Genomic DNA, 15867 nt, shown 5'->3' on the forward strand with positions numbered 1-15867 from the left:
ACGACTCCATGAGACACCACAGGCCCGGCGGATGTTCCGCCGGGCCTGTGGTGACAAGCGTTACAACGTGGATTGCTCTACTGCGCGGGGTCCGCGATCTTCTCCGAGGTCAGCAGGCCCGCGTTGATCTCCCGCAGGGCGATCGAGAGCGGCTTCTCGTGGACGTGGGTGTCGACCAGCGGACCCACGTACTCCAGCAGGCCCTCGCCGAGCTGGGAGTAGTACGCGTTGATCTGACGCGCGCGCTTGGCCGCGTAGATCACGAGGCTGTACTTCGAGTCCGTGGCCTCGAGCAGCTCGTCGATCGGCGGGTTGATGATGCCCTCGGGCGCGGTGATGGAAGAGGACACGCTCTACCTTCCGAAGATGGAAAAAAGATCAGACAACGTGCATCAACGTTAGCAGCTCGCGTGCGACGTCCTCGACGGAGGTGTTGACGAGGGTGGTGTCGAACTCCGACTCGGCGGCCAGCTCGACCTTCGCGGCCTGCAGCCGGCGCTCGATGACCTCGGGCGACTCGGTGCCGCGGCCGGTGAGCCGGCGGACCAGCTCGTCCCAGCTCGGCGGGGCGAGGAAGACCAGCTGGGACTCCGGCATGGAGTCCTTCACCTGACGGGCGCCCTGGAGGTCGATCTCCAGGAGCACGGGCTCGCCGGAGTCGAGACGCTCCAGGACGGCGCCGCGGGGGGTGCCGTAGCGGTTGCCCGCGAACTCGGCCCACTCCAGGAGCTCACCGTTGGCGATCAGCTTGTCGAACTCGTCGTCCGAGACGAAGAAGTAGTGGACGCCGTGCTTCTCGCCGGGGCGGGGCTTCCGTGTCGTCGCCGACACCGAGAGCCAGACCTCGGAGTGGACCTTGCGCATATGAGCGACGACCGTGCTCTTGCCGACCCCTGAGGGGCCGGAGAGCACGGTCAGCCGCGGACGTACCTCTGCTGCCATGCAGCGATTATTCCAGCTTCACCGGCGTGCCCGGGACGCATGTCCCGGATCGGAAGCCGGACCGGTCGCCGGATCAGGCGCCGGTGCTGCCGAACTCGCGCTCCAGGGAGGCGATCTGGTTGGAGCCGAGACCACGGACACGACGGCTCTCGGAGATGCCGAGGCGCTCCATGATCTGCTTGGCGCGGACCTTGCCCACGCCCGGCAGGGACTCGAGCAGGGCGGAGACCTTCATCTTGCCGATGACGTCGTTCTCCTGGCCGGTCTTGATGACCTCGTGCAGGGAGGCGCCGGAGTGCTTGAGTCGATTCTTGACCTCGGCCCGCTCCCGGCGAGCCGCGGCGGCCTTTTCGAGCGCGGCTGCGCGCTGTTCAGGGGTAAGGGGCGGAAGAGCCACGCCTACGTCACCTCGGATGTCGATCTGTCGGATACGGACCGGTGAGGAACCTGGACGCCCCACACCAGTGGAGCAACGATCAACGGAGTGGCCGTTGAACGCCTGCTCTGCCCCGGAGACTAGCGGCCGATGCCGCTCCAGTCAGCGAGAACAGCAGAAAAGTCCTGGTCAGCATCGACCGACCAGGACTTTTCCGGCATAACGACCCGGTTTTGAGCCAAGATTTCGTCAAGTGGTGAGACGGCTCACCTTCGAGCGCTCCCGCCCCTCCGACCTGCGGATTGTCCGGGAGACCCGTCAGCCGGCGACGGCCGCGCGGATCTCGTCCGCGTAGCGGTGCGCCGAGTCCCGCAGGGCGGCCACGTCCGGTCCGTTCCTGAGGACCCCGCGGCTGACGTTCGGGACGACGTTGCGGACCGCCGCGCCGAAGACGGCCGGGAGGTCGGCGGGGGTCGCGCCCTGGGCGCCGATGCCGGGGGCGAGGAGCGGCCCGTTGATGTCCAGGTCGAAGGAGGACAGGTCGCCGAGGGTGGCGCCGACGACCGCGCCGAAGGAGCCCATCGGGGTCTCCCCCGCGTTCTCCTCGGCGAGGTGGGCGAGCATGGTCGCGCCGATCGTCCGGCCGTCCTCGCGGACCGCCCGCTGGACCTCCGCGCCCTCCGGGTTGGAGGTGAGGGCGAGCACGAAGAGGCCGGCGCCGGACTCCCGGGCCAGGTCGACGGCCGGCTTCAGGGCCCCGTAGCCGAGGTACGGGGAGACCGTCAGGGCGTCGGAGAAGAGCGGGGAGTCCTTGCGCAGGAAGGTCTCCGCGTACGCGGCCATGGTGGAGCCGATGTCGCCGCGCTTGGCGTCCATGACGACCAGGCCGCCCGCGGCCCGCAGATCGGCGGTGGCGCGCTCCAGGACGGCGATGCCGCGCGAGCCGAAGCGCTCGAAGAAGGCGGACTGCGGCTTGAAGACGGCCACGGTCTCGGCGAGGGCCTCGACGACGGTGAAGGTGAAGCGCTCCAGGCCGGCGATGTCGTCGGTCAGGCCCCAGGAGTCGAGCAGGGCGGCGTGCGGGTCGATGCCGACGCAGAGCGGGCCGCGCTCGTCCATGGCGGAGCGCAGGCGGGTGCCGAAGGAGAGAGTCACTTGGTGGTGGCCTTTCGGTTGTCGGCGCCGACGGCCTCGGCGAGGGTGGCGTACGGGGAGGTCGCGAGGCGCGCGGCGAGGCCCTTGTGGATCGCGCGGGCGTAGAACGGGCCCTCGTAGATGAAGGCGCTGTAGCCCTGGATGAGGGTGGCGCCGGCGAGGATGCGCTGCCAGGCGTCCTCGGCGTTCTCGATGCCGCCGACGCCCACCAGGACCAGGCGGTCGCCCACGCGCGCGTGGAGGCGGCGCAGGACGGCCAGGGAGCGCTCCTTGACGGGCGCGCCGGACAGGCCGCCGGTCTCCTTGATCAGCGCGGGGTCGGACTTCAGGCCGAGGCCCTCGCGCGCGATGGTGGTGTTGGTGGCGATGATGCCGTCGAGGCCGAGCTCCAGGGCGAGGTCGGCGACCGCGTCGACGTCCTCGTCGGCCAGGTCGGGGGCGATCTTGACGAGGAGCGGGACCCGGCGGTCGGTGACCGTGCGGTCGGCGGCCTCGCGGACGGCCGTGAGGAGCGGGCGCAGGGACTCGGTGGCCTGGAGGTTGCGCAGGCCCGGGGTGTTCGGGGAGGAGACGTTGACGACGAGGTAGTCGGCGTGCGCGGCGAGGCGCTCGGTGGACTTCACGTAGTCGGCGGCGGCCTCGGCCTCGGGGACGACCTTGGTCTTGCCGATGTTGACGCCGACGGTGGTCCTGAAGACCGCCCTGCGGGCGCCCAGGCGCGCGGCGACGGCGGCGGAGCCCTCGTTGTTGAAGCCCATGCGGTTGATCAGGGCGCGGTCCGGGACGAGCCGGAAGAGGCGCTTCTTGGGGTTGCCGGGCTGGGCCTCGCCGGTGACGGTGCCGATCTCGACGTGGTCGAAGCCGAGCATCGCCATGCCGTCGATGGCGACGGCGTTCTTGTCGAAGCCGGCGGCGAGCCCGAAGGGGCCGTGCATGCGGAGGCCGAGGGCCTCGGTGCGCAGCTCCTTGTGGCGGGGCGCGAGGACGGCGGCGACGAAGGTGCGGAGCACCGGGACGCGGGCGGCGAGGCGGATCCAGCGGAAGGCCGTGTAGTGGGCCTGCTCGGGGTCCATGCGCTTGAAGACCAGGTTGAAGAAGAACTTGTACATGCTGGGGTGGCTCCAGGTCATGACGAGGGGGACACCGCAGTACTGCCGGTGTCCCCCTCCTCGTACGGGCTTGCTAGTCGCGGGCCGCGGTCAGGTGCTCCGCGTGCTCCTGGAGCGAGCGGACGCCCACGTCGCCGTGGTTGAGCGCGTCGATGCCCTGGACGGCCGCGGCGAGCGCCTGGACCGTGGTGAGGCAGGGGACGCTGCGTGCCACCGCTGCCGTACGGATCTCGTAGCCGTCGAGGCGGCCGCCGGTGCCGTACGGGGTGTTGACGATCAGGTCGACCTGGCCGTCGTGGATGAGCTGGACGATGGTCTTCTCGCCGTTCGGGCCTTCGCCCTCGCTGAGCTTGCGGACGACCGTGGCGTTGATGCCGTTGCGCTTGAGGACCTCGGCGGTGCCGGAGGTGGCGAGCAGCTCGAAGCCGTGGGCGACGAGCTCGCGGGCCGGGAAGATCATCGAGCGCTTGTCGCGGTTGGCGACCGAGATGAATGCGCGGCCCTTGGTGGGCAGCGGGCCGTAGGCGCCGGCCTGCGACTTGGCGTAGGCCGTGCCGAAGACCGCGTCGATGCCCATGACCTCGCCGGTGGAGCGCATCTCCGGGCCGAGGACGGTGTCGACGCCGCGGCCTTGCACGTCGCGGAAGCGCGACCACGGCATCACGGCCTCCTTGACGGAGATCGGCGCGTCGAGCGGCAGGGTGCCGCCGTCGCCGTTCTTCGGCAGCAGGCCCTCGGCGCGCAGCTCGGCGATGGTGGCGCCGAGCGAGATGCGGGCGGCGGCCTTCGCGAGCGGCACGGCGGTCGCCTTCGAGGTGAAGGGGACGGTCCGGGAGGCGCGCGGGTTGGCCTCCAGGACGTACAGGATGTCGCCGGCCATGGCGAACTGGATGTTGATCAGGCCGCGGACGCCGACGCCCTTGGCGATGGCCTCGGTGGAGGCGCGCAGGCGCTTGATGTCGAAGCCGCCGAGGGTGATCGGGGGCAGGGCGCAGGCCGAGTCGCCGGAGTGGATGCCGGCCTCCTCGATGTGCTCCATGACGCCGCCGAGGTAGAGCTCGGTGCCGTCGTAGAGCGCGTCCACGTCGATCTCGATGGCGTCGTCGAGGAAGCGGTCGACCAGGACCGGCCGGGTGGGGCTGATCTCGGTGGACTCGGCGATGTACGACTCCAGGCGGGCCTCGTCGTACACGATCTCCATGCCGCGGCCGCCGAGCACGTACGAGGGGCGTACGAGGACGGGGTAGCCGATCTCGTCGGCGATGGCCTTGGCGCCGGTGAAGGTGGTCGCGGTGCCGTGCTTCGGCGCGGGGAGCCCGGCCTCGGCGAGGACGCGGCCGAAGGCGCCGCGGTCCTCGGCGGCGTGGATGGCCTCCGGGGAGGTGCCGACGACCGGCACGCCGTTGTCCTTGAGCGCCTGCGACAGACCGAGCGGGGTCTGGCCGCCGAGCTGGACGACGACACCGGCGACGGGGCCCGCGAGGGTCTCGGCGTGGACGATCTCCAGCACGTCTTCCAGCGTCAGCGGCTCGAAGTACAGGCGGTCGGAGGTGTCGTAGTCCGTCGAGACGGTCTCCGGGTTGCAGTTGACCATCACGGTCTCGTAGCCGGCGTCGCTCAGGGCGAAGGAGGCGTGGACGCAGGAGTAGTCGAACTCGATGCCCTGGCCGATGCGGTTCGGGCCGGAGCCCAGGATGATCACGGCGGGCTTCTCGCGCGGGGCGACCTCGGACTCCTCGTCGTAGGACGAGTAGAAGTACGGGGTCTTGGCGGCGAACTCGGCGGCGCAGGTGTCGACCGTCTTGTAGACCGGGCGGACGCCGAGGGCGTGCCGGACCTCGCGGACGACGTCCTCGCGCAGGCCGCGGATCTCGGCGATCTGGGCGTCGGAGAAGCCGTGGCGCTTGGCCTCGGCGAGCAGCTCGGGGTGGAGCTTCTCGGCGGCGGCCAGCTCGTCGGCGATCTCCTTGATCAGGAAGAGCTGGTCGACGAACCACGGGTCGATCTTCGTGGCGTCGAAGATCTCCTGCGGGGTGGCGCCGGCGCGGATGGCCTGCATGACGGTGTTGATGCGGCCGTCGGTCGGGCGGACCGACTCGCGCAGCAGTTCGGCCTTGTCGCCGGGCTCGCCGACGAAGGTGAACTGCGAGCCCTTCTTCTCCAGGGAGCGCAGGGCCTTCTGGAGCGCCTCGGTGAAGTTGCGGCCGATGGCCATGGCCTCGCCGACCGACTTCATCGTGGTGGTGAGGGTGGAGTCGGCCTGCGGGAACTTCTCGAAGGCGAAGCGCGGGGCCTTGACGACGACGTAGTCGAGCGTGGGCTCGAAGGACGCCGGGGTCTTCTCCGTGATGTCGTTCGGGATCTCGTCCAGCGTGTAGCCGACGGCGAGACGGGCCGCGATCTTGGCGATCGGGAAGCCGGTCGCCTTGGAGGCGAGCGCGGAGGAGCGGGAGACGCGCGGGTTCATCTCGATGACGATGATCCGGCCGTCGTCCGGGTTGACGGCGAACTGGATGTTGCAGCCGCCGGTGTCGACGCCGACCTCGCGGATGATCGCGATGCCGATGTCGCGCAGCCGCTGGTACTCGCGGTCGGTGAGCGTCATCGCCGGGGCGACGGTGATCGAGTCACCGGTGTGGACGCCCATCGGGTCGAAGTTCTCGATGGAGCAGACGACCACGACGTTGTCGTGCTTGTCGCGCATGAGCTCCAGCTCGTACTCCTTCCAGCCGAGGATGGACTCCTCCAGGAGCACCTCGGTGGTCGGGGAGAGCGTGAGGCCCTGGCCGGCGATGCGGCGGAGCTCGTCCTCGTCGTGGGCGAAGCCGGAGCCGGCGCCGCCCATGGTGAAGGAGGGGCGGACGACGACGGGGTAGCCGCCGAGCGTCTCGACGCCCTTGAGGACGTCGTCCATGGAGTGGCAGATGACGGAGCGGGCGGACTCGCCGTAGCCGATCTTGGCCTTGACGGCCTCGACGACGCCCTTGAAGAGGTCGCGGTCCTCGCCCTTGTTGATGGCCTCGACGTTGGCGCCGATGAGCTCGACGCCGTACTTCTCGAGGACACCCTGCTCGTGCATGGAGATCGCGGTGTTGAGCGCGGTCTGGCCACCGAGGGTGGGCAGGAGCGCGTCGGGGCGCTCCTTGGCGATGATCTTCTCGACGAACTCGGGGGTGATCGGCTCGACGTAGGTGGCGTCGGCGATCTCCGGGTCGGTCATGATCGTGGCCGGGTTGGAGTTGACCAGGATCACCCGCAGGCCCTCGGCCTTGAGGATGCGGCAGGCCTGGGTGCCGGAGTAGTCGAACTCGGCGGCCTGGCCGATGACGATCGGGCCGGAGCCGATGACCAGGACGGACTGGATATCGGTGCGCTTAGGCACGCTCGGCCTCCATCAGGGATACGAAGCGGTCGAAGAGGTACGCGGCGTCGTGCGGGCCCGCGGCCGCCTCGGGGTGGTACTGGACGGAGAAGGCCGGCTGGTCGAGCAGCTGGAGGCCTTCCACCACGTTGTCGTTCAGGCAGACGTGGGAGACCTCGGCACGCCCGTAGGGGGTGTCGGAGACCTTGTCGAGGGGCGCGTCGACGGCGAAGCCGTGGTTGTGCGCGGTGACCTCGACCTTGCCGGTCGTACGGTCCTGCACGGGCTGGTTGATGCCCCGGTGGCCGTACTTCAGCTTGTAGGTGCCGAAGCCGAGGGCGCGGCCGAGGATCTGGTTGCCGAAGCAGATGCCGAAGAGCGGCGTCTTGCGCTCCAGGACGGCCTGCATGACGGCGACGGGGCCGTCGGCGGTCGCCGGGTCGCCGGGGCCGTTGGAGAAGAAGACCCCGTCGGGCTGGACGGCGTAGATGTCCTCGGCGGTGGCGGTGGCGGGCAGGACGTGGACCTCGATGCCGCGCTCGGCCATCCGGTGCGGGGTCATGCCCTTGATGCCGAGGTCGACGGCGGCGACGGTGAACTTCTTCTCGCCGATCGCGGGGACGACGTAGGTCTCCTTGGTGGCGACCTCGGCGGAGAGGTTCGCGCCCTTCATCTCGGGCTGCTGGCGGACCTCGGCGAGCATGGTGCCCTCGTCGGGGAGCGCGCTGCCGGAGAAGATGCCGACGCGCATGGCGCCGCTCTCGCGCAGGTGGCGGGTGAGGGCGCGGGTGTCGATGCCCTGGATGCCGACGACGCCCTGGTTGCGCAGCTCCTCGTCGAGCGAGCGCTGGGAGCGCCAGTTGGAGGAGACGCGGGCGGGGTCGCGGACGACGTAGCCGGAGACCCAGATGCGCGCGGACTCGGGGTCCTCGTCGTTGACGCCGGTGTTGCCGACGTGGGGGGCGGTCATGACCACGACCTGCCGGTGGTACGACGGGTCGGTGAGGGTCTCCTGGTAGCCGGTCATGCCGGTGGAGAACACGGCCTCGCCGAAGGTCTCCCCCACGGCCCCGTAGGCGCGGCCGCGGAAGATGCGGCCGTCCTCCAGGACGAGTACGGCGGGAGTCTTGGCGGCTCCCCTGGTGGAGGTCGTCATCGTGCGATGCCTTCCGTCGTGTTGATCATGGAATTGATGGCCTCGACCCAGGCCGTGTGCTCGGCCGCCCGGTCGGAGCGGAAGCCGGAGTCGAGCTGCTTGCCGCCGTGCTCCCAGGTGACGATCAGGAGCCCGCCCTCGGCGAGGACCTTGCCGGCGATGCCCTTGTCGAGGCGGGCCTCGCGCAGGGCGGCGGCCGGGACGAAGAAGTCGTTCGCCCCGGGGCGGACGACCTCGATCCCGGCGTCGGTGAGCGTGAGCTCGACGCGGCTGCGGGTGCCGAGGCCGTGGGCGACGATCCGGTCGAGCCACTGCCCGGCGGTCGTGGACCCGTGGTAGCGCCCGCTGAGAGTCAGTTTCGCCTCACCGGTGGTCTCCGGCGCGGTGGGGAGCTCGGGCAGGTCCGACTGGAGGCTGCCGCGCCACTTCCAGCCCTGGCGCATGAGCCAGTACACGAGGACGACGAAGAGCAGCAGTCCGGCGACCCAGCCGAGCCGCCCGGCCCAGTCGGTCACCTCCGCCGATTTCTGCTCGGCAGCCTCTGCGGCGATTGCGATGAGTGGTGTCACGCCAGCTTCCCGTCCACGACCGTTGCCCGGCCCCGCAGGAAGGTGTGGGTGACGCGTCCCGGCAGCTCGCGGCCCTCGTAGGGGGTGTTGCGGCTGCGGGAGGCGAAGTCCGCGGGGTCCACGACACCACGGTAAGCCGGATCGACCAGCGTCAGGTTCGCGGGCTCACCTGCCGAGACGGGGCGTCCGTGGCCCTTGGCCTGTCCGATGCGGGCGGGCGCGAAGGACATGCGCTCGGCGACGCCGGCCCAGTCGAGGAGGCCGGTCTCGACCATCGTCTGCTGGACGACGGAGAGGGCGGTCTCCAGGCCGACCATGCCCATGGCGGCCGCGGCCCACTCGCAGTCCTTGTCCTCGTGCGGGTGCGGGGCGTGGTCGGTGGCGACGATGTCGATCGTGCCGTCGGCCAGCGCCTCGCGGAGGGCGAGGACGTCCTTCTCGGTGCGCAGCGGCGGGTTGACCTTGTAGACGGGGTTGTACGAGCGGACCAGCTCGTCCGTGAGGAGGAGGTGGTGCGGGGTGACCTCGGCGGTGACGTCGATGCCGCGGGACTTGGCCCAGCGGACGATCTCGACGGAGCCGGCGGTGGAGAGGTGGCAGATGTGGACGCGGGAGCCGACGTGCTCGGCGAGGAGGACGTCGCGCGCGATGATCGACTCCTCGGCGACGGCGGGCCAGCCGCCGAGGCCGAGCTCGGCGGAGACGACGCCCTCGTTCATCTGGGCGCCCTCGGTGAGGCGGGGCTCCTGGGCGTGCTGGGCGACGACGCCGCCGAAGGCCTTCACGTACTCCAGGGCGCGGCGCATGATCACGGCGTCGTCGACGCACTTGCCGTCGTCGGAGAAGACGGTGACGCCGGCGGCGGAGTCGTGCATGGCGCCGAGCTCGGCGAGCTTCTTGCCCTCCAGGCCGACGGTGACGGCGCCGATGGGCTGGACGTCGCAGTAGCCGTGCTCCTGGCCGAGGCGGTAGACCTGCTCGACGACGCCGGCGGTGTCGGCGACCGGGTGGGTGTTGGCCATGGCGAAGACGGCGGTGTAGCCGCCGGAGGCGGCGGCGCGGGTGCCGGTGAGGACGGTCTCGGAGTCCTCGCGGCCGGGCTCGCGCAGGTGGGTGTGGAGGTCGACGAGGCCCGGCAGCAGGATCTGGCCGTCGGCCTCGATCACGGTCGCGCCCTCGGCGGAGAGTCCGGTGCCGACCTCGGCGATGGTCTCGCCGTCGATGAGGACGTCCTGGGTGTCGCCGCCGAGGACCTTGGCACCGCGGATAAGGATCTTGCTCATGGTTACTTGTTCTCCTCGGTGCGGGTGTGGCTGACGGCGGACTCGTTGCCGCCCAGAAGCAGGTAGAGGACGGCCATCCGGACGGAGACGCCGTTGGCGACCTGCTCGACGACCGTGCAGCGGTCGGAGTCGGCGACCTCGGCGGTGATCTCCATGCCGCGGACCATCGGGCCGGGGTGCATGACGATGGCGTGCTCGGGCATCTTCGCCATCCGCTCGCCGTCCAGCCCGTAGCGGCGCGAGTACTCGCGCTCGGTCGGGAAGAAGGCGGCGTTCATCCGCTCGCGCTGCACACGCAGCATCATCACCGCGTCGGACTTCGGCAGCACGCTGTCGAGGTCGTACGAGACGTCGCAGGGCCAGGTCTCGACGCCGACGGGGACCAGGGTCGGCGGGGCCACCAGGGTGACTTCGGCGCCGAGGGTGTGGAGCAGGTCGACGTTGGAGCGGGCGACCCGGCTGTGCAGGACGTCGCCCACCAGCGTGATGCGCTTGCCCGCCAGGTCCTGGCCGAGGCCGGCGTCGCGGCCCACGAGGCGGCGGCGCATGGTGAAGGCGTCCAGGAGGGCCTGGGTGGGGTGCTGGTGGGTGCCGTCGCCGGCGTTGATGACGGGGGCGTCGATCCAGCCGGAGGTGGCGAGCCGGTAGGGGGCTCCGGAGGCGCCGTGCCGGATGACGACCGCGTCGACGCCCATGGCCTCCAGGGTCTGCGCGGTGTCCTTGAGGGACTCGCCCTTGGAGACGCTGGAGCCCTTGGCCGCGAAGTTGATCACGTCGGCGGAGAGGCGCTTCTCGGCGGCCTCGAAGGAGATCCGGGTGCGGGTGGAGTCCTCGAAGAAGAGGTTGCAGATGGTCCGGCCGCGCAGGGTCGGCAGCTTCTTGATGGGCCGGTCGGCCACCCGGGCCATTTCCTCGGCGGTGTCGAGGATCTGGACGGCGTCGTCGCGGGTGAGGTCGGCGGCCGAGATGAGGTGACGCATCATCGGGGTTTCGCTCCGTGGTGGGGAGGGTGAGGGCGTGCGGGTGCGCAGGGCTGTGCCCCGGACCCGTCGGGGGTGCCGGTCCGGCTAGGAGGAGGCGGGCTTGGAGCCGAGCAGGACGGTGTCGCGACCGTCTTCCTCGGCGAGCTGCACCTTGACCGTCTCCCGCAGCGACGTGGGGAGGTTCTTGCCGACGTAGTCGGCGCGGATCGGAAGTTCGCGGTGGCCGCGGTCGACGAGGACCGCGAGCTGGACGGCGCGCGGGCGGCCGATGTCGCCGAGGGCGTCGAGGGCGGCGCGGATGGTGCGTCCGGAGAAGAGGACGTCGTCGACGAGGACGACGAGGCGGCCGTCGATGCCGTCACCGGGGATCTCGGTGCGGCCGATGGCGCGGGCCGGCTTCAGCCGCAGGTCGTCCCGGTACATGGTGATGTCGAGGGAACCGACCGGGATCTTGGTGCCGGTGATCGATTCGAGCTTCTCGGCGAGTCGGCGGGCGAGGAAGACGCCGCGGGTGGGGATGCCGAGGAGGACCACGTCGTCGGCGCCCTTGGCGCGCTCGACGATCTCGTGGGCGATGCGGGTCAGGACCCGCGCGATGTCGGGGGCCTCGAGAACGGGCCGCGCCTCGTCGCTGTACTGCTGCTGAGTGTCCATGGAAAACGGACCTCCTTCTCCGCCTCACGGGACGGCTCTTAAAGGACGTCGGATTTGCGCCGTTCACTCTACCAGGGGTAGGTGGCCGTTTCCCGCGCACCCCTGTCGCCCCTCCGGGCGCCGTCCCCCGGGAGGGGGCGGTACGGACCATTCGGCTTGACGGGTAGGTGTAACGCTGCGTAACCTCACAGTGAGTTACCAGCCGCGCGGCGCAGCCGCATGTCGTCACAGCGTCCGGGAGCGTTATGTCCAGCGAATACGCAAAGCAGCTCGGGGCCAAACTCCGTGCCATCCGCACCCAGCAGGGTCTGTCCCTCCACGGGGTGGAGGAGAAGTCCCAGGGCCGCTGGAAGGCGGTCGTGGTCGGCTCGTACGAGCGCGGAGACCGCGCGGTGACCGTGCAGCGTCTTGCCGAGCTGGCCGACTTCTACGGGGTGCCGGTGCAGGAGCTCCTGCCGGGCACGACTCCGGGCGGGGCCGCCGAGCCGCCGCCGAAGCTGGTCCTCGACCTGGAGCGCCTGGCCCACGTCCCGCAGGAGAAGGCGGGCCCGCTCCAGCGCTACGCCGCGACGATCCAGTCGCAGCGCGGCGACTACAACGGCAAGGTGCTGTCGATCCGTCAGGACGACCTGCGCACGCTCGCCGTCATCTACGACCAGTCCCCCTCGGTCCTCACCGAGCAGCTGATCAGCTGGGGCGTCCTGGACGCGGACGCGCGCCGCGCGGTCGCCCACGAGGACAACTGACCCCTTACGAGGGCACAGCAGAAACGTACCGCCGGGCCCGTGGACGTCATCCGACGTCCACGGGCCCGGTGCTTTTCCCCCAGGGGCCGGCCGTACGCGAAGGGGCCCGCAGCACCGAGTGCTGCGGGCCCCTTCGCATGCCGTACGGGACTAGGCGTCCGCGTCCCGGCGCAGGCGCGGCTTCAAATCCTTGAAGCGCCCCAGGAGACCGTTGACGAAGGTCGGGGACTCGTCGGTGGAGAACTCCTTGGCGAGCTGCACCGCCTCGTCGATGGCGACCGCGTCGGGCGTGCCGTCCTCCCAGAGCAGCTCGTACGCGCCGAGGCGCACGATGTTCCGGTCGGCGACGGGCATCCGGTCGAGGTCCCAGTCCACCGCGTAGGTCGCGATGAGATCGTCGATCCGCGCCTCGTGGGCCGCGTATCCCTCGACCAGCTGCATCGTGAAGTCGCTGACCGGCGGCTGGCGGTCGTCCGACCGCGCGTGCCGGACCTGGTCCGCGAGGACCTCCTGGACGGAGGCACCACGCTGGTCCGCCTCGAAGAGGATCTGGAAGGCGCGCTTGCGCGCCTTGCTCCGAGCGGCCACGGTTACTTGTTCACCCGGCCGAGGTAGCTGCTGTCGCGGGTGTCGACCTTGACCTTCTCACCGGTGGTGATGAAGAGCGGGACCTGGATCTCGTGGCCGGTCTCCAGGGTGGCGGGCTTGGTGCCACCGGTGGAGCGGTCGCCCTGGACGCCCGGGTCGGTGTGCTGGATGACCAGCTCGACGGCGGCCGGGAGCTCGACGTAGAGCACCTCGCCCTCGTGCTGCGCCACGGAGGCGGTGAAGCCCTCGATGAGGAAGTTGGCGGCGTCACCGACGTTCTTCCGGTCGATGTGCAGCTGGTCGTACGTCTCCATGTCCATGAAGACGAAGTACTCGCCGTCCATGTAGGAGAACTGCATGTCGCGGCGGTCGATGGTGGCCGTGTCGACCTTCGTACCGGCGTTGAAGGTCTTGTCGACGACCTTGCCGGAGAGCACGTGCTTGAGCTTGGTGCGCACGAAAGCCGGGCCCTTGCCGGGCTTGACGTGCTGGAACTCGACGACGGACCAGAGCTGGCCCCCGTCGAGCTTGAGCACCATGCCGTTCTTGAGGTCGTTCGTGGAAGCCACGGTTGCGGAATCTCCTGGACTGACGTGGGACCAGGGAGGCGTACGCGCCCTACAGCGCGAGCAGCTCCTTGGTCGTGATGGTGAGTAGCTCGGGTCCGCCGTCCGCCTCCTGGCGCACGACGAGCGTGTCATCGATCCGGACCCCGCCCCGGCCCGGGAGGTGGACCCCCGGTTCGACGGTGACCGGCACACAAGCGTCCAGTTTACCCATGGCCGAGGGTGAGAGCTGCGGGTCCTCGTCGATTTCGAGCCCCACACCGTGCCCCGTGAGGGGCACGGCGGCCTCCGCGTGCCCCGCGGCGTCCAGGATCTGGCGGGCCGCCCGGTCCACGTCCCGGTATTCGGCACCCGGTGCGAGGGACTCGCGTCCGGCCCGCTGAGCGGCGAAGACGAGCTCGTACAGCTCGATCTGCCAGTCGGCGGGGGTGGTGCCGATGACGAAGGTGCGGCCGATCTCGCAGCAGTAGCCCCGGTAGTCCGCGCCGAGGCAGACGGAGAGGAAATCGCCCTCCTCGACCCGGCGGTCGGTGGGCCGGTGCCCGCGGCGCCCGGAGTGCGGGCCGGTGCCCACCGAGGTGGGGAAGGCGGCCCCGTCGGCGCCGTGGTCGACGAGGCGCCGCTCCAGCTCCAGGGCGAGGTGGCGCTCGGTCCGCCCGACGAGGATCGACTCCAGGAGCTCGCCGAGGGCCTGGTCGGCGATCTCCGCCGCGATCCGCAGACAGGCGATCTCGTCCTCGTCCTTGACGATCCTGAGCTGTTCCACGGCGCAGGCGAGGTCGGCGAGGCGCAGTCCGGGGGCGACGGAGCCCATGGCCCGGTGCCGGGCGACCGTCAGATGGTGCTCCTCGACGGCCAACGCGTCGGCGCCGGCCCGGCGGGCGAGATCGACGGCGGCGACCGCCGGATCGCCTCCCCCGGTGGGCAGGATCTGCTGCCGGAGGAGTTCGTCGAGCCGTCCGTCGGCCGGTTCGCCACCGGGCGCTACGGGGCAGAGCAGGACGTCCGTCTCCGGCTCCGGCCCGACGAGCAGGACGGCGCCGGGCGGTGAACCACCCGCGAGATAGCGGACGTTGGCGGGGCGGGAGACCAGGGCCGCCGGGCTGCCCGCGGCGGCGCTTCGGTCGCGCAGCCGTACACGGCGGTCCGCATACACCTCTGACATGCTCCGAGCCTACGAGCGCGGCGCCGGGGCGTCCTGTTCAGAACGGCCGTCCGGGCAGGGTCACCAGGTGGGCGGGCTCGCGATCGCGCGGGCGAGGACGTCGTCGAGGACACGGGCGGTGGTCTCGACGTCGTACGTGGAGTTGTCGATGATCGGCAGGCCCGAGCCGTACCAGCCGGCCATCCGGCCGTGGATGGCGGCGACCTCCTCGTCCGAGAGGCGCCGGTTGCCGCTGCGCTCGGCGTTGCGCTCCAGGACGATCTCCAGGCCGGGCAGGAGGACGACGGGCAGCAGGCCGGGGCCGACGTGGCGCTTCCAGCCGCCGAGGCCGACGACGGGCCGGTCCGGGAAGACGGCGTCGTCGACGATGCAGGAGATGCCGTTGGCGAGGAAGTTGCGCGCGGCGAAGCCGCAGGTGCGGCGGGCGAGCCGGTACTGCGCCTCGGAATGCTCGTTCCAGCCGGACTGCGGGTCGGCGAAGCCGGAGCAGACCCACTCGCGGACGTCGTCCAGGCTGATGTGCGCGGTGGGCACGCGGCGGCGCTGGGCCCAGTGCCGGGCGACGGTCGTCTTGCCGGCGCCCGCGGGGCCGATGAGGAGAACGGCGAGGGTCGCCGCGCCGGTCCCGGCACCGTGCTCCACGGGCGGCGCGAGGGGCGCGCTCACGGGCGGCAGCGGCACATGTCCGGTCAGGTCTCCGCGCGGCGGGGCGGCGGAGGGGTGCTGCGGCCCGGCGGCGGGATGCTGCCCGGAGCCGGGATGCTGCGGGGCGGCGGAGGGGTGCTGCGGAGCGGCGGGGTGCGGCCCGGAGCCGGGGTGCTGCGGGGCTCCCTGGTGCGGCGCGCCGGCGGGGTGGGGTGCCGCGGGGTGCTGGGGGGCCGCCGGATGCTGCGGTATGCCTCCGGGGGTGCCCCAGCCCGGTGCGGCGTGCGGAGGCCGCGGAGCCCCGGCCTGGACCGTCGGATGCACACCGAGGCGGGGCGGCCCGGACGCCGGCCCCGGGTACGGGGCACCCGGCGGGCCCGGCGGCGGAACGGGCGGCTGACCGCCGGGGTCCCCGCCGCCCGCCGGACCCCCCACTGCGTGCTGCATCCGGTGCCACTCCGTCTCGTACGCCTGTCGGATCCCCGGACCGGTGTGTCCGTGGACGGCGGAACGTTACCGCCCCCGGCCCCCACAGGGGGAACGGCCGGGGACGCCCCCTGGTGCCCTTC

Annotated in this window: 16 protein-coding genes; 1 reads left to right on the top strand and 15 read right to left on the bottom strand. The window is 71.1% G+C overall.

The window, feature by feature from the left end; genetic code table 11:
* Positions 1–77: 77 nt before the first annotated feature.
* The 11 genes from rpoZ to pyrR form a co-directional block, all read right to left on the bottom strand.
* The gene (rpoZ, locus tag AC07AW_RS21545) at positions 78–350 is read right to left on the bottom strand and encodes a DNA-directed RNA polymerase subunit omega (RefSeq protein WP_046907460.1); all 273 of its coding nucleotides are present in this window, start codon (positions 348–350) and stop codon (positions 78–80) included.
* Between the two features lie 28 nt (positions 351–378).
* Complete coding sequence (gene gmk, locus AC07AW_RS21550; protein ID WP_392154710.1) at positions 379–942, bottom strand: guanylate kinase; 564 nt, start codon at positions 940–942, stop codon at positions 379–381.
* A gap of 73 nt (positions 943–1015) precedes the next feature.
* Positions 1016–1339 carry an integration host factor gene (locus AC07AW_RS21555; protein WP_030204477.1) on the bottom strand — a complete coding sequence of 108 codons (324 nt, stop codon included), beginning with the start codon at positions 1337–1339 and terminating at the stop codon, positions 1016–1018.
* Positions 1340–1636: 297 nt separating this feature from the next.
* Complete coding sequence (pyrF, locus tag AC07AW_RS21560; RefSeq protein WP_398439244.1) at positions 1637–2473, bottom strand: orotidine-5'-phosphate decarboxylase; 837 nt, start codon at positions 2471–2473, stop codon at positions 1637–1639.
* Positions 2470–3582, bottom strand: coding sequence for a quinone-dependent dihydroorotate dehydrogenase (locus AC07AW_RS21565; RefSeq protein ID WP_478817387.1), 1113 nt, complete (start codon positions 3580–3582; stop codon positions 2470–2472). Before AC07AW_RS21565 ends, pyrF begins: the two co-directional genes overlap by 4 nt.
* Positions 3583–3655: 73 nt before the next feature.
* Complete coding sequence (carB, locus tag AC07AW_RS21570; protein WP_478817095.1) at positions 3656–6964, bottom strand: carbamoyl-phosphate synthase large subunit; 3309 nt, start codon at positions 6962–6964, stop codon at positions 3656–3658.
* A complete protein-coding gene (carA, locus tag AC07AW_RS21575; protein WP_478817096.1) occupies positions 6957–8099 on the bottom strand; it encodes a glutamine-hydrolyzing carbamoyl-phosphate synthase small subunit in 1143 nt (380 codons plus the stop codon). The genes carB and carA overlap by 8 nt, the downstream gene beginning before the upstream one ends.
* Positions 8096–8668: a PH-like domain-containing protein gene (locus AC07AW_RS21580; protein WP_478817097.1), complete on the bottom strand. Its 573-nt coding sequence runs from the start codon at positions 8666–8668 to the stop codon at positions 8096–8098. The genes carA and AC07AW_RS21580 overlap by 4 nt, the downstream gene beginning before the upstream one ends.
* A complete protein-coding gene (locus AC07AW_RS21585; protein ID WP_478817098.1) occupies positions 8665–9951 on the bottom strand; it encodes a dihydroorotase in 1287 nt (428 codons plus the stop codon). Before AC07AW_RS21585 ends, AC07AW_RS21580 begins: the two co-directional genes overlap by 4 nt.
* A gap of 2 nt (positions 9952–9953) precedes the next feature.
* A complete protein-coding gene (locus tag AC07AW_RS21590; protein WP_478817099.1) occupies positions 9954–10934 on the bottom strand; it encodes an aspartate carbamoyltransferase catalytic subunit in 981 nt (326 codons plus the stop codon).
* An 84-nt stretch (positions 10935–11018) separates the two neighbouring features.
* Entirely contained in the window at positions 11019–11588 is a 570-nt protein-coding gene (gene pyrR / locus AC07AW_RS21595) for a bifunctional pyr operon transcriptional regulator/uracil phosphoribosyltransferase PyrR (RefSeq protein ID WP_478817100.1), read from the bottom strand.
* A 245-nt stretch (positions 11589–11833) separates the two neighbouring features.
* Here pyrR and bldD point away from each other — a divergent pair, with 245 nt between their 5' ends.
* A complete protein-coding gene (gene bldD, locus AC07AW_RS21600; protein ID WP_017242229.1) occupies positions 11834–12334 on the top strand; it encodes a transcriptional regulator BldD in 501 nt (166 codons plus the stop codon).
* Between the two features lie 150 nt (positions 12335–12484).
* Here bldD and nusB read toward each other — a convergent pair whose 3' ends face one another.
* The 4 genes from nusB to AC07AW_RS21620 are packed head-to-tail and all read right to left on the bottom strand — an operon-like array spanning position 12485 to position 15745.
* Complete coding sequence (nusB, locus tag AC07AW_RS21605) at positions 12485–12922, bottom strand: transcription antitermination factor NusB (protein ID WP_478817101.1); 438 nt, start codon at positions 12920–12922, stop codon at positions 12485–12487.
* Between the two features lie 2 nt (positions 12923–12924).
* Complete coding sequence (gene efp, locus AC07AW_RS21610) at positions 12925–13491, bottom strand: elongation factor P (RefSeq protein WP_352021702.1); 567 nt, start codon at positions 13489–13491, stop codon at positions 12925–12927.
* Between the two features lie 49 nt (positions 13492–13540).
* Positions 13541–14653, bottom strand: a complete 1113-nt coding sequence (locus tag AC07AW_RS21615) for an aminopeptidase P family protein (RefSeq protein WP_478817102.1) — start codon at positions 14651–14653, stop codon at positions 13541–13543.
* 60 nt (positions 14654–14713) lie between these two features.
* Positions 14714–15745: an AAA family ATPase gene (locus AC07AW_RS21620; RefSeq protein ID WP_478817103.1), complete on the bottom strand. Its 1032-nt coding sequence runs from the start codon at positions 15743–15745 to the stop codon at positions 14714–14716.
* Positions 15746–15867 lie beyond the last annotated feature (122 nt).

The sequence above is a fragment of the Streptomyces sp. NPDC044003 genome, from assembly GCF_056435185.1.

Excerpts from the sequence above, each read along its gene's own strand:
- carA (WP_478817096.1), bottom strand. The coding sequence starts at position 8,099 with ATGACGACCTCCACCAGGGGAGCCGCCAAGACTCCCGCCGTACTCGTC.
- gmk (WP_392154710.1), bottom strand. The coding sequence starts at position 942 with ATGGCAGCAGAGGTACGTCCGCGGCTGACCGTGCTCTCCGGCCCCTCA.
- AC07AW_RS21585 (WP_478817098.1), bottom strand. The coding sequence starts at position 9,951 with ATGAGCAAGATCCTTATCCGCGGTGCCAAGGTCCTCGGCGGCGACACC.
- AC07AW_RS21565 (WP_478817387.1), bottom strand. The coding sequence starts at position 3,582 with ATGTACAAGTTCTTCTTCAACCTGGTCTTCAAGCGCATGGACCCCGAG.
- AC07AW_RS21590 (WP_478817099.1), bottom strand. The coding sequence starts at position 10,934 with ATGATGCGTCACCTCATCTCGGCCGCCGACCTCACCCGCGACGACGCC.
- AC07AW_RS21615 (WP_478817102.1), bottom strand. The coding sequence starts at position 14,653 with ATGTCAGAGGTGTATGCGGACCGCCGTGTACGGCTGCGCGACCGAAGC.
- bldD (WP_017242229.1), top strand. The coding sequence starts at position 11,834 with ATGTCCAGCGAATACGCAAAGCAGCTCGGGGCCAAACTCCGTGCCATC.
- AC07AW_RS21620 (WP_478817103.1), bottom strand. The coding sequence starts at position 15,745 with ATGCAGCACGCAGTGGGGGGTCCGGCGGGCGGCGGGGACCCCGGCGGT.
- pyrR (WP_478817100.1), bottom strand. The coding sequence starts at position 11,588 with ATGGACACTCAGCAGCAGTACAGCGACGAGGCGCGGCCCGTTCTCGAG.